The sequence below is a fragment of the Bradyrhizobium sp. 604_D8_N2_3 genome (assembly GCF_051810765.1).
Taxonomy (GTDB): domain Bacteria; phylum Pseudomonadota; class Alphaproteobacteria; order Rhizobiales; family Xanthobacteraceae; genus Bradyrhizobium; species Bradyrhizobium barranii.
Genome location: NZ_JBPWPM010000001.1, coordinates 2782147 through 2795245, shown reverse-complemented (window position 1 = coordinate 2795245; position 13099 = coordinate 2782147). Strand labels below are relative to the sequence as shown.

At 58.4% G+C, this 13099-nt stretch carries 10 protein-coding genes and 3 pseudogenes; 8 read left to right on the top strand and 5 right to left on the bottom strand.

All coding sequences use genetic code 11. The features are described 5' to 3' along the window. Nucleotides 1–428 precede the first annotated feature (428 nt). Complete coding sequence (locus AB7245_RS13180; protein ID WP_439034317.1) at nucleotides 429–674, top strand: hypothetical protein; 246 nt, start codon at nucleotides 429–431, stop codon at nucleotides 672–674. Between the two features lie 446 nt (nucleotides 675–1120). On the opposite strand, the gene AB7245_RS13175 is transcribed toward AB7245_RS13180, so the two are convergent. The 3 genes and pseudogenes from AB7245_RS13175 to AB7245_RS13165 all read right to left on the bottom strand — a co-directional run bounded on the left by AB7245_RS13175 (nucleotide 1121) and on the right by AB7245_RS13165 (nucleotide 2375). Further along, nucleotides 1121–1483, bottom strand: a complete 363-nt coding sequence (locus AB7245_RS13175; RefSeq protein WP_439034316.1) for a response regulator — start codon at nucleotides 1481–1483, stop codon at nucleotides 1121–1123. Then, nucleotides 1480–1883: pseudogene (locus tag AB7245_RS13170) on the bottom strand (response regulator). The gene AB7245_RS13175 and the pseudogene AB7245_RS13170 overlap by 4 nt, the downstream one beginning before the upstream one ends. Nucleotides 1884–1991: 108 nt before the next feature. Continuing rightward, entirely contained in the window at nucleotides 1992–2375 is a 384-nt protein-coding gene (locus tag AB7245_RS13165; protein WP_439034315.1) for a hypothetical protein, read from the bottom strand. Nucleotides 2376–2838: 463 nt separating this feature from the next. Between AB7245_RS13165 and AB7245_RS13160 the strand changes: the two genes are divergently transcribed. Beyond that, complete coding sequence (locus AB7245_RS13160) at nucleotides 2839–3201, top strand: hypothetical protein (protein WP_439034314.1); 363 nt, start codon at nucleotides 2839–2841, stop codon at nucleotides 3199–3201. Nucleotides 3202–3806: 605 nt separating this feature from the next. Further along, complete coding sequence (locus AB7245_RS13155; RefSeq protein WP_439035726.1) at nucleotides 3807–4397, top strand: ATP-dependent DNA ligase; 591 nt, start codon at nucleotides 3807–3809, stop codon at nucleotides 4395–4397. Between the two features lie 94 nt (nucleotides 4398–4491). Here the strand turns inward: AB7245_RS13155 and AB7245_RS13150 are convergent, their stop codons facing one another. Then, the gene (locus tag AB7245_RS13150) at nucleotides 4492–4869 is read right to left on the bottom strand and encodes a hypothetical protein (RefSeq protein ID WP_439034313.1); all 378 of its coding nucleotides are present in this window, start codon (nucleotides 4867–4869) and stop codon (nucleotides 4492–4494) included. Nucleotides 4870–4984: 115 nt separating this feature from the next. Continuing rightward, complete coding sequence (locus tag AB7245_RS13145; protein WP_439034312.1) at nucleotides 4985–5194, bottom strand: hypothetical protein; 210 nt, start codon at nucleotides 5192–5194, stop codon at nucleotides 4985–4987. 183 nt (nucleotides 5195–5377) lie between these two features. Between AB7245_RS13145 and AB7245_RS13140 the strand changes: the two genes are divergently transcribed. The 5 genes and pseudogenes from AB7245_RS13140 to AB7245_RS13120 all read left to right on the top strand — a co-directional run bounded on the left by AB7245_RS13140 (nucleotide 5378) and on the right by AB7245_RS13120 (nucleotide 12686). Beyond that, on the top strand, nucleotides 5378–5800 hold the full coding sequence (locus AB7245_RS13140) for a hypothetical protein (protein WP_439034311.1): 423 nt from the start codon (nucleotides 5378–5380) through the stop codon (nucleotides 5798–5800). 656 nt (nucleotides 5801–6456) lie between these two features. Continuing rightward, nucleotides 6457–7487: pseudogene (locus tag AB7245_RS13135) on the top strand (IS110 family transposase). An 802-nt stretch (nucleotides 7488–8289) separates the two neighbouring features. Then, nucleotides 8290–9342 carry a cytochrome-c peroxidase gene (locus tag AB7245_RS13130; RefSeq protein WP_439034310.1) on the top strand — a complete coding sequence of 351 codons (1053 nt, stop codon included), beginning with the start codon at nucleotides 8290–8292 and terminating at the stop codon, nucleotides 9340–9342. Between the two features lie 274 nt (nucleotides 9343–9616). Beyond that, nucleotides 9617–10744: pseudogene (locus tag AB7245_RS13125) on the top strand (TAXI family TRAP transporter solute-binding subunit); the annotation flags it as partial. A gap of 955 nt (nucleotides 10745–11699) precedes the next feature. Further along, a complete protein-coding gene (locus AB7245_RS13120; RefSeq protein ID WP_439034309.1) occupies nucleotides 11700–12686 on the top strand; it encodes an ABC transporter substrate-binding protein in 987 nt (328 codons plus the stop codon). Nucleotides 12687–13099: the final 413 nt, after the last annotated feature.

Below are 13099 nucleotides of genomic sequence, written 5' to 3'. Positions count from 1 at the left end.
GGAAAAAAGGCGTTATTGGCATCAGTCCTGACGGAAACAGCTCAGCATTACGAATGTAGCTGTCTAACGCTTCTCGGAAGTGCTTCGGAAACATGATCGCTGCAGAGTGCATGCACCGTAGCGGCGAGCGAAAGTAATGACACTGCAGCGAACACCCTTCGATAGTTCCGAGGTTGGAGGCATGTGGGTATCGCCTCCGGAGGACCAGACCAGCCGGCGGCGAGTACATAAATGGCGCCCAACATCTTCGTTACGCTAGCGACAACATCAACAAGGCCGGCCTCTTCGGCGTGAGCCCAAACCTCTTCCTCGGTAGGGAATTCCTTGCTGAGCTTCTGGTCGTCTTCAAACAGGGCGTATGGCATAGGGGTTCCTCTACGAACAGAACGCCGTGAGGGAGGACGGGTTCAAAGCGCAGGAGCACCGGCGTGCCCGTCGCCTTCGATGCCGTGGCCTTCGACCAGCACGATGTCGCGTTGCTCGGGTTTGCTGAAATGGAAGTCCGGTCGGTGGCGCCCCCCTCCCAGAGCGCGCCCCTCATTGAGGGCGGCCCCATAGGCCAGCCACCCGTCAATGACGACGCGATAAAGCAAGGGCCGATCGAACTGGTTGGTCGCACAGAACCAAATACGGTTGGCAGCGCCCAGACACAGGGAGCCTCTTTAGAAAAATGAGGGTCGGGACAAGACGGGTGGCGCCGAAAAACGGGGTCGCCGACCAGGGCGGCCTTCGTTTTGTTCCATCCACAACTTAAAGCGATTTATTCGGTTGTGCGGTTGTATTCGGACGAGCTAGCTACCCGGCCCACTTTAACCCGGTTAGGCAATCGCCAAAAATCTCTATGCGATTCAATCACACCGAAATTGCCTAACCTGGGCCACAACCGATTGATTTACCGATATTCTGTCAGTCCTGCTGGGATCGCCAATTTAGCAGGGCAAAAACCCAAGCCAAACCAAGGGTTAAGCCAAGCGAGAAATATTGTCAGTACACGTTATGCTTAGAACGGATGCCGGACAAAGCCGGCCGATATCGACGCAACACGGGCAAAATTACCGAACTAATTCCCGAACTTTTCGCACAGCGAAACACGCGAAGCTTGGTAGCCCACGGGCAGAACCTAAGTTTCGCCGTTCGGTAGGATAGCTTCGATTGTCTGCTTGAGCTTATCCAGCGTGCACGGTTTGACTAAGACGGGCGTTCCTTCAAATCCGTTCGGCACGCCGCTGCTGCCGTATCCACTCAAGAAAAAGAACGGCAGTCCTCGGCTCCTTACTGCTTCGGCAACGCGCGCCACGCTCGAGCCATGCAAATTGATGTCGAGGATCGCGAGATCGTATCCTTCGATCTCTGCGATAGATCGCCCATCATCTACATTCCCCGCTTCAGCGATGACCCGGTGCCCAAGTTCCTCGACCATCTCGCCAAGCATCATTCGAATAAGCGCCTCATCTTCCACAAGGAGTATCGATGCCTGCGTCATGTCTCGCCTCCAGCCCTGCCTGAATCGGCCGCTGAGCGCTCGTTAAGGAGCTGAGAGACCGCCGTTGTAAGCTGCGCGGGGGCAAACGGTTTTTGAAGCATTATGCTGTTGGGCACGCCTTGTGCGGGCCATTCGTGGGCTGCCACGCCCGACATGTAGACCACGGGAAAATTGGGATCGACATCGCGTGCCGCCCGCGCGACCTCCCAGCCGTTGAACCTTCCTAACAGGTTGATGTCAGTCACCAGAGCGCGGTACGGGATGAGGTGCCCCTTAAGCAGCGTCACCGCCTCCTCGCCGGTCTTGGCAACGGCCGCCTCGAAGCCCCCTCGCTCAAAGCCTCCTCGACAATACTTTGAATCGCATCGTCGTCTTCGATCACCAGGACTATCGGTAGCATTTGGTCAAAGTCTCCCCCGGGGCACACGCGCACTGAACGTTACAAAGTGCACACAAGCCAAAAGTTCCCGAGTTGCCGGGAAAATTCGGCAATCTCCGAGACGATGGTTCAGGCCCGGTCAGAGGATTTCTTGGCTTTAGCTTTTTGGCGGATGAAGCTGACCTGCAATTCGTCGCCATTTACTCGTTCGAGTTGACAGCGACGATAGGCAAGTCCTGTGGACGAAAGCAGAAGAAAGAACTCGTTCAGGGTCAACCCCTCAATCGAGGTCTCAACTTGAAGTGTTGCTCCGACATTTGAGGCCTCCTTAAGCGTGCACGCGCGACGCCACGTGCCATCGATGGCCATCATTTGCGCAGGCAACGGATGCTCGAAGGTGACCCTTCGGTCTTCTTGCTCTTTTTGTGCGGGCATTGGGTAAACAGAAGTGATCCCACCGTTATATCCCCGATCAACTAAAGGGTAGTAACCGCGGTCGGGAAAAGTTGGCAAATTGGGATCTTTAGGACACCGAAGTTGGAAGACGAACAGCGTCCGTGAATCGGAAGCAGTCCAACTGCCTTACTTCTTGTCGATTGGGAAATTTACGGTCTGCGTCTTGAGGCGCGCCAGTAACCAAACAGCGAGCGCCATTCGAGCGCGGCGATTATGGTGCCGATCAGCACCGTCCCGACCAAAATCAGCTTCGCCCATCGCGTACAATGCCGAGGCAAACAGAAGGTGCCAAACGAAGAAAGCCGCAGGCGCCGCCTTTAAGACAGCTCCTGCGGCCTGTGCCGCGACGTTCCGCACGATCGGCGCGGCACGCCCCATCGGCTAACATAGGGGAACACAATGGCGGCGAATATTTGAGTCATCGCTGGCTCGCTGTGGAGCTGGCGGAGCGGCCCCGGCCTACCCCCTTGATCCCTCCGGAGCCGGGGCCGTCTCTCCGCCCTTAGTATCGGAGTAGCGTATGCGTTCCTCGCCCTCGATCGTGCCGGCCGACCGCCTCGACCGCGGCATCTATCTGGTACTTGAAGACTTCGGCGCGCGCGCCGGTTGCGCCTGGCGCGAGACGGATGAGGCTGACACCGAACTTGAGGGCGTCCTGCAAAATCTCCTGTCCGGCCAGTACGCCTATCCAGTCCGAATTGTATCCTTCAATCCCGTTGAGGGGTGGTCACGGGATGCGACTTCCGACGTCGCGGACGCGCTGGCCCAGCGCGCAGCCGACACCGACGCCGATGTCCCGTCTGCATTGCAAGATTTCATCGCCGCCAACGCCACTAGGCGCTTCGACATGCAGCTAGCGCTGCCATTACACTGGGTCGCCTGATGTCATGCCCCAATTGTGACGACCTCGGCTGGGTTTGCGAGAACCACCCGGACCGCCCCTGGGACGGCCCGCGTGCCTGCACTTGTGGCGGAGCTGGCGCACCCTGCCCGGCCTGCAACGCGACTGGCGCAGGTGAGGTGCCGCGCATGCCGGAAGGCTATCGGGTGGAAGTCGACAAGGACGGCTGGCGACACTGAGGTGCCGTGTGAGCGGCCCCAAGCGCCTCCGGGCTGGAGAGGAAGGAGACGCCGGGACCGCCACGACGCACCGGCTCAAGGCTGGGCGTCGGCGAATACTCTCCGCTCGCGGATTCATCGCGCGCTCTAACAAATGTGGAGTGGCCTAGATTAACTTTGTAGGCATCCTCCGTTGCCCCTGCGCAACGCTATGAGTGTTCCTTCACGGAACAGCAGCGACGAAATATTCCTGAAACAAACGGTTGCTTCCACATCGCTCTACCGGGCATTTTTGCGTCCCTGTTTATTTTCATTCCCCGGGCTGGCTCTGCTCTAACCTATTTTTTTGACCGGCGTCGATAGACTTTGGACAAGGCCGCCCGCAAGGCGGCCCTTTCTTCTGCGGGCTTCACACCCTATCCGCGGCCTATGCGTAACGCGTTCGAATTTTGCCTGCCGACCGCTGCCAAGGTGGTGCCGGCCGGACCCGACTGGATCCACGAAATCAAGTATGACGGCTATCGCCTGCGCGTTGAGCGCAAGGGCCGCGACGTTCGGCTGCTTACCAAGAACGGCCACAACTGGACGGACCGCTTCCCCTGGATCGTCCAGGCAGCGCTGAATAACCGCGAGCAGCAATTCGTCATCGACGGCGAGGCTGTGGTCCTCGGCGTCGATGGGGCCTCGGATTTCAACGCCCTGCATTCTCGCAAGCAAGATGCCGAGGTTCAGCTCTATGCGTTCGACATTCTGGCGCTCGGCGGCGAGGATCTGCGCCAGCTGCCGTTGACTATGCGCAAGCCCAACCTAGCGCGCCTGTTACGCGCCCGGCCGGACGGAATCTTTGTCGCACCATTTGAGGGCGGAGAGATGGGGCCGGACCTCTTCAAGGCAGCCTGTGGCATGGGCCTTGAGGGATTGGTCTCGAAACGGCGAGATCGCCGCTACATTGCCGGTCGCACGAAGGAATGGATCAAGGTGAAGAATCGAACACACCCGGCTATGTCCCGGCAGTTTTAGAATGCCGGATTACGGCCGCTTCTCGGGCTGAAGCAGACCTACGCAAAATCAGTCGGGCATTTCCCCTTTTGACCCATCTGCGACATGGGCAGGTTCAGCCGACCAGCTGGCAGTGCCCGCTGATGACAGTACCGTCGCGTTTATGCCCCTTAAGCGTGCCGTCGACGCGGTTGATGAAACCTTGCCAGACAGCGGTCGGGTCGAACAGATGTTTCCAAATGTTGCCGAGCGTAAGCGCCGTCTCAAAGAACAAGTGCGTATCCGTCACGTGGACGGCCAAATTGCTTCCGAATGTCCGAGAGTGCATCGTCCCCTCGTCCAGATTAACGGTGACCTGTTCCCCATTTATGTAGACCGAGTTGCGCTCGCCGCCCATAAGGCCCCGCGCCCAGCATTTCAGATCGATCGTCTCGGCATGTGCAGCCGTTGCAGCTAGCAGCGCTACGACGATGATTGTTGCTTTCAGCTTCAAAGTTATCTCGTCGCTTTGTGACGGCCCTGCCGGGGGAGCGGACACGGCAGGACATTCGATGACTTTGCCGAAATTTCGGTGTCGCCTTCGAAGAATGCGCAGAGGACTCAGTCGTTCAGAGATGGGCACGCGGCAATAGCCATCCCATGATCTTCTGATATGGATCGCGACGACTGGGGACGAATGCGTTCTCGTTTTGCTGAGCGGCGGCCCTGGCGAATTCAGAAATCCCCTCGATAGACTGCCGTTTATCCTTCGGAAGCTTCGCCCATTGGCGAATGATCTTCCGGCGGGCTTCGCGTTGCTTTTCCCTTACGTTAGGCATCGGGACGCTCCTTGAAGAGGATTATTCCGGTCGACCTAGTATTGTTTGGGCTCACTAGAACTTCAACGTCCAATCGAGAACTCTTGGCCCCTCTGACCGTGCAGCGCTATACACGGGAGCGAGTCTCACATTGGCTTTGTAGGCCCGCCGCCCTAGAATTGCGGCGATCGCGGGACGAGCGAAATGCGGTACGTTTGCGACGCGCCGAAGGGTAAGGCCTGGTTCCGTATCGAGACGGAAGGTGAAGCGGCGCATGAGTCGCGCCTGATGGGCCACACAGTCGAGAAATATTTCCGCAATGAGCGGGAGAAGGCAGTCCAGTCCTGGCGTCCCGAGCGGCCCAACGCGATCGAGCGCGACATCGGCCTCGAGGCCCATGTACAGCGAGAGATGCCGCTTTTCCTCACGCTGCGCGACAGGGAGGGCAATGCACTAACTACAGCGATGCTGCCACCGGGTGGCAAAGATCGCGGCGGGTTCCGGATCATCATCGTTGCCGCATCCAATGCCGATCCTTATCCTCAGCAGGACGCGGCCATCGCTGCACTGGGAGCGCATTTCGGTCTCACACTCGATCGCAACCGCTGCTTCCCTTACGGCCGTTAAGAAGCCTGACAAGTATCGCCGCTTGATTGGAGCGATGCCGGCTCATGGCCCATCAGTGAAGTGACGACACCCCTCATTGAGGTCCGCTTAGTGGGGCGGAGTGGACTGGATTTGCTCACTCTGAGTTCTTCGCATTTTGACCCACAGCGGTCCTAGCGGCTTCAGCAGTGGCGGCGCGAAAGTCGCTAACCCTCGTTCGCAATCACTTAAACTGAGGGATCGTAGGGACGAATATGCGCGGCGGCGGTATCGGAGCTAGCTTAGAAGCGTTTCCGATCCAGCTCGGATCGACCGACATATTGTCCAACGCGTTAGTTGCAGCAACATTTGGTTCGACACGTCTTAAATGTTCCTCCTGACCCGAAGCTCGCGCAAACGAAGCGGCAGGTGAGGCCAAGATCACGAAGAGTACGAAAGCGATTTTGGCCGATGGGTTCATGAGGGGGAAGCTCCACTAAGTCTCACCAGAAAGCCGGATCATCCGGGAAGCTGATGTAGGTCCGCAATCCATCGCCACCAATCAAATAAAATTTAGATACAGCAGCTTCGCGCCGCTGGACGTCGGCTACTGATGCTGTGGACGGCTCCTCCACCGGCGCGAGAGCGCCAAGGAGTGGGCGCCGTTTTGAAGCTCCCACGATTCGGAGGAGCATCCTATGCAGTCAATTTCGACAATCGGCCTGGATATCGCGAAGTCGGTCTTTCAAGTGCATGGCGTTGATGCAGCCGGCCAGGTGGTCATCCGCCGTCGGTTGAGGCGCCGGCACGTCCTGGCATTTTTCCGGAAACTGCCGCCATGCCTGGTGGGGATCGAGGCTTGCGCATCATCGCACCATTGGTCCCGTGAGCTGGAGACATTGGGCATACGGTGCGATTGATGCCGCCGGCTTATGTGAAGCCCTACGTCAAGCGGCAGAAGAACGACACCACGGACGCGGAGGCCATTTGCGAGGCGGTCACGAGACCCAACATGCGGTTCGTGCCGACCAAGACGGTCGAGCAACAGAGCTGTCTGATGCTTCATCGAGCGCGCCATCTGTTCATCCGCCAGCAGACTGCCGTCATCAACTCAATCCGCGCCTATCTTGCCGAGTTCGGGATTGTCGCCCCCGTCGGGCGCAGGGGTGTCGAGCAGTTGCTGGAAGTCGTGGCCGATACAGCTGATCGCCGGCTCCCAGAGGCGGCCCGCGCGTGTCTTGCGGCTCTCGGCAGCCAATTGCGGGCCCTGAAGGTCCAAATCCTTGAGTTCGACCGACGCATCATCGCCTGGCATCGATCAAGTGCGACGAGTAAACGGCTGGACGCTATCCCGGGCGTCGGGCCGGCGCTGGCAACAGCGCTGGTCGCGAGCGTTGCCGATGCCAACGCCTTCCGATCGGGACGGGACTTCTCGGCCTGGGTTGGGCTCGTGCCGAAGCAGAACTCGAGTGGGGGCAAGGGCAAGCTTGGCAGTATCAGCAAGCAAGGCGATCGCTATTTGCGCCGCCTGTTCACGGCAGGCGCACTCGCCGTGATCCGCTATGCTAAAATCCATGGCACGGGCCATCGGCCCTGGCTCACTACGTTGTTGGCGCGGCGCCCCACCAAGGTCGCGGCCATCGCACTCGCCAATAAGCTCGCCAGGATGGCATGGGCGATGATGGCCAGGAGCGAACACTACAAGGAACCCGCCGCTCTTACGGCGTGAACGAGATCACAGCCGGTCATCCGGGTGTGACGTAACGGTTGGAAGGGCGAACAGCACTAATGCAGCGCCGGGTCGATCCGGCGATCAGGACAACCCACTTGGGCCACAGCATCGTCGAATGCGTGCTATTGACCGGGACCTGATCCGCGGAGGGCATTATGGCCAGCGGTCATGCGTACCGCGTAAACAGGCCGAACACATGGCTGCTCCGACCAATGCTGCAAAGTGAAGATTCTTCTTGCCAACCCGGAGCCGTCCACACATGGCCCATCGCGTCAGTTGGCGCAGTGCCACGACATGTCCGAAGCCGGGGGTAGACCGGAAGTCCCGAACTCAGAGGCAGACTGGCGCGATTGACCCAACTGCGACATTGGGCCAGGCCGGTTCGGGGTCGTGGCCAATGACTTTCGACCCCTCCACGGGGTGTGTATAGTCCTACCGATATCCAGTGCCTGACTTGGGACACATTAAGCGTCGCGAATTTCTTGACTTGCTTCGGCCCTGCGCGCCTTGAGTGCCCGCTGGAGCCCCTGCCGCCGCTATGAGGTGCCCACTTATGATGCGCGCGACATCCCTCGTGCTACTATTGCTCCTATCGTATATCTTCGCGGTAGTTGCTGCGCGAGCCCAAGAGAAAGACGCCGGTGTAGGTGCACCGCCCGCGCTGGCGCCGGGGCAGGCACCGACCCTGCCCAAGCCGGGCCCGTTAGCCCAGCCCCGTTCATCAATTCAGGTCGGCTTCCCCACGGTTTTGACCGAGTATGTTATCTCGCCGTCCACGCTCAGACCTGCCAGAGTCGCATTGGGTCAGAAGCTGTTCTTCGAGCCTCGGCTCTCAGGCGACGGTACGGTCTCCTGCGCCACCTGCCACGATCCGGCGCGGGCCTTCACAGACGGCAGGCCTCTGTCAGTCGGTATCCATGGCCACGTCGGCCAACGTAACGCCCCAACCGTGTTGAATGCGCTCTATAACAAGACGCAATTCTGGGACGGCCGGGTCAATACGCTAGAGCAGCAGGCTGCGCTGCCGATCACGAACCCGTTCGAGATGGGCTCGGTCAGTATCGGCGATGCGCTGTCCAGGATCGCCGGCGACAAGGACTATCAGACTCAATTCATGCAGGCCTTCGGCCGGGACGTGAACGAGCAGGATATGTTGAGCGCTATCGCAGCGTACGAACGGACACTGGCTTCCTTCGATTCCCCGTTCGACCATTTCATCGCCGGAGACGTCAACGCCATCAGCGACTCGGCCAAACGCGGCTGGGAGTTGTTCAACGCCAAGGCCCGTTGCCACCTCTGCCATGCTTTGACGGACAATCAGCCGGACGCAGCCCTCTTCTTGGATAGCGATTTTCACAACGTTGGCATCGGCATCCTCCGGCATCATGTAGTTCCCCTGGCGCAGCAGGCTGAGCGAGAGCTGGCGCAAGGACATGTGGCGGGTATCGACACCGCGGCGATTACGAGCGAGATGTCGGTCCTCGGGCGCTTCCTCGTGACGAGAAAGCAGGATGATATCGCGTCGTTCAAGACGCCGGGCCTACGAAATGTTCTCGTGACCGGACCCTATTTTCACGACGGGTCGATGCAGACCCTGTGGGACGTAATGGATCACTACAACAAGGGCGATGGAATCACGAACCCCTGGCTCGACAAGGACATGCAGCCGTTGGCGCTGACGGAGCCGGAGATCGATGACATGGTGGCGTTTCTCGCCTCACTGACAAGCCCGCAATACAAGGTAACTGGTGACCTGGAGTATGCACGACAACTCGCTCTATCCAAAGTGAACCGCCCTCAGCGGGATACGGCGAGGGCTTTCGGCCCGAAGCCGGAGCCGCCCCCGCTCTAATTGTTATTCACCGGATTGCCGTAATTCCTGCGATCTGAGCTGAGTCATGGCGCGACGCCAAGAGTCCGGTCACGGCCCATCAGTGAAGTGACGACACCCCTCATTAAGGTCCGCTTAGTGGGGCGGAGTGGACTGGATTTGCTCACTCTGAGTTCTTCGCATTTTGACCCGGAGCAGAAGTGTTCGGTCCAGTGTTCCACTGGGCGCCATGGGAACGATCAAAGGTTCGAGAGGTTGTGTCCGTGTGGCAGGTCCCACATGCCAGGAGGATGTTGTGCGTCAACTCCTTGGAATGATTGCCGCGATGATCTTGATGGCTTCCGGATCTGCGGCCCATGCCGGACAGACCGAGTATGACCCGGCCAAGGTTAGTGACAGCCTGAAGGCAGTTTTCCAATTCGGCTCGGTCTCGACCAAGAAGGCAATGAACGCCAACACGGTCACGCTGCTTACTGGCACGATCGGTGGCACCTATGTGCAGTTCGGTGCAGACCTCGCTTCCGTGCTCGACGACGACGGTAAGCTGCGCGTCCTGCCGATCACCGGTCGAGGCTCGGTGCAGAGCATCGCCGACATCCTCTTTCTTAAAGGCGTCGATCTCGGAATCGTGCGGGCCGACACGCTCGACTATCTCGAGAAGAAGGGCATCGCCAACAACATCAAGAAGCAGTTTACCTATGTGACTAAGCTCTACAATGAGGAGATGCAGGTCATCGCACCGAAGGCAGTCAAGACTCTGAGCGATCTCGAAGGCAAGACGGTGAGCGTCGACCTGCCCAATGGCGGCACGTTTGTGACTGCACTGACAGTTTTCGAGCGGCTCGGGATCAAAGCGAACTTCGTCTATATCGAGCAGCGGATCGCAATGGAAAAGTTGAAGAAGGGCGAACTCGACGCCGTCATCGTGGTGGGCGGCAAGCCATACCTGTCTGTCAGTGCCTTCAAGAATGACGGCGGCCCCTTTCATCTTGCTGCGGTCGACTATTCGAAGCCCCTGCAGAGCGATTATCTGCCGGCGACGTTGACATCGAAAGACTATCCGAACCTGATTCCCGAGGGGGAAACGGTGGAAACGATCGCGGTGCCGGCGGTGCTCGCAGCATACAATTGGGCACCCAACACTGAACGCCGTCGCAAGCTCGCCCTGTTCGTTGACGCCTTCTTCTCGAAATTCGCCGATTTGCAGAACCCGCCCTTTCATCCCAAGTGGAAGGAGGTCTCCCTGACGGCACCACTCGCGGGCTGGAATCGCCTGCCGCTCGCGCAGCAATGGCTCGACCAACACGGCGTCGAACCGGTAAAGCGAGACTTTGAGGCATTCCTGCAAGAGAACCTAGCCGTCGCCAACATCCAGTCGGAGGCCGATAAGGAAGCATTATTCCGGCAATTTAAGACCTGGGAACAGGGGAGAAACGCGCAGGCACGGATGGACTCCCAGGTGGACTCCAAGAAGGTTCGAGACCGGGACTACACCTCCCACTCCGCAATGCAAGCTCCACCTCCACGCCACGCGCCCCGCCGATCCCACCCTGCAAGGCGGGCACTCGGTCGCACGACGGGGCAAGGCTCGGTAAGCGAATGCAGCCATCCGGATTTCTGCAATCGCGCAAGCGAGGAAGCCTGGCGAAACCCATTCCCCGGCCCCACTCCGCCCCCCGGCGCCAATCGAGGACTCTCAACTTCCGATGATCCGTTTCGGAGCTTCGCTCCGACACAGCCGGTCCTCAGATAACGGAAGCCCTCCGATCGCGCGCTGATGTTCGTCGACGGGCGCCGTGTCGCCGGTTATTGCGCCTTCCTTCAAGACACGCCGCACCGCGGCGCGAGGCCGCCCAACTGAGCTTGATCGAACTTTCGGCAACTATTGATAAAGGCTTGCCACGTGAGTTGGCAAGAAACCCAGATGGAGCGTCGTGCCGTTGCCGGCCATCAAAGTCAACTCGTACCCTTTCCCGCGACTTAGGAAGGTCCGCTGCTGGCCCAAGCGGACATTTGGCCACCGAAGTCAAGGTTTACTTTTGTGATCCTCGATCTCCCGGCAGCGCAGGCCAAGCGAAAACACCAACAGATTACTGCGCCAATATCTTCCGCGCGGCACCGATCTGTACCTGCACAGCCAGGCCAAGCTCAGGGCCAACGCAAGGCAGCTCAATGAAAGGCCGGGAAGGACCTTGCTCTATCAGACGCTGGCTGAGAAGTTCGCAGAATGTGTTGCAGCGAGCGGTTGAACTCGCCGCCCATAGCTGAGCACGAGCGCTCGCTCCGGCAATTCCGCAATTGCCCCTTAGCGCATTTCGTCCTTTCGCGAGGTTGCCAGACCGACTAACGTGGTACCACTAGGCCGCGGGAACTAGCGCATGAGGCGACGGGATTTCATTACTCTTGCGGGCGGCACGGTAATCGCGTGGCCACTCATGGCACAAGCCGAGGAGAAGGCTGTACCTGTCCCCCGCATTGCTTATCTCGGAGCGTCTAGCCCAGCGTCCCTCGATCCTCGTCAAATCGAACAGTTCAAAGTTGGGCTGACAGAAAATGGACTGATCGATGGCCAGAACATCAGGGTAGATTACTTGTGGGGTGAAGGTAACCCGGATCGGCTACGGCAACACGCAGCGGATTTGGCAAAACGCAATCTCAGTGTAATTGTCACGGCTGGGCCACAGCCGCTACGAGCATTGCTTGAGGCCAAAGTTAGTTCGCCGATTGTGTTCGCCATTCTGAGCGATCCGATCAGCGATGGATTTGTACAAAGTCTGGCGCGACCTGGCGGAAATATCACCGGCCTTTCTATGATTGGCACCGATCTCGAGAGCAAACGACTACAAATCTTGAAGGAGGGTGTGCCGGGTATCACAAAAGTCATGCTGTTACATGACCCGACCATGGGCTCGACCATTGGCTTGGAACAAGCGAAATCGAGCGCGAGCGGACTAGGGCTCGAAATAGTGGTTGGTAAGGTAGCCGACGTTGGCAAACTCGCTGATATATTCGCAGAGGCTTTGCAGCAAAACGTGAATGGCGTCGCAGGATTAGCGTCACCGTTTATCAACTTCAACCGCAAGCGGTTAATCGACCTATGCTCCCAATATCGGTTGCCTTCGATTTGGGAAGCGGTAGCCTACATCCGCGATGGCGGTCTAATATCCTATGGTCCCAGTTTTCCTGAAATGTACCGCCGATCCGCCGGATACGTTGCTAGAATCCTCAAAGGAACCAAGCCAAGTGACCTCCCGGTAGAGCAGCCAACCCGATTTGAACTTGCAGTCAACTTGAAGACAGTAAAAATCCTTGGGCTCGCAATGCCGCCAACGCTGCTGGGCCGCGCCGACGAGGTAATAGAATAACCGGCTTCTGCTTATGGCCGATATTGTTGCAAAAGTCGAAATCTCGCGAAAGCTAATCTCTAGGCCTCTCCGCTGCTCCATCGGTTGACAGCGCCATTATGGAGATCGGGGATCGATTTTGGATCAGGCTATATGGTCCCTCACGTCGTCGCGCGCAAAACGCATCAGTGGTTCTAAGAATTTTTTGTTCGACGCACCAAAAAGACTTTTGCAACAGTATCGGCCCGTAGCTGACGTGTCCAAACGGCTCCCTGCAAGGACCGCTTTAGACCCAAAGCAGCTATAGGCGTTCTTTCGATAACCGTGTAGCTTGCTTGCACCGCCAAGCTTTCGCTTGAGCTGCCCACAAAACGGAGACGCGCCGAACTCTCCGCTATCTAATAATTTGCAGCCTTGATGCCATCGGCAAGCGC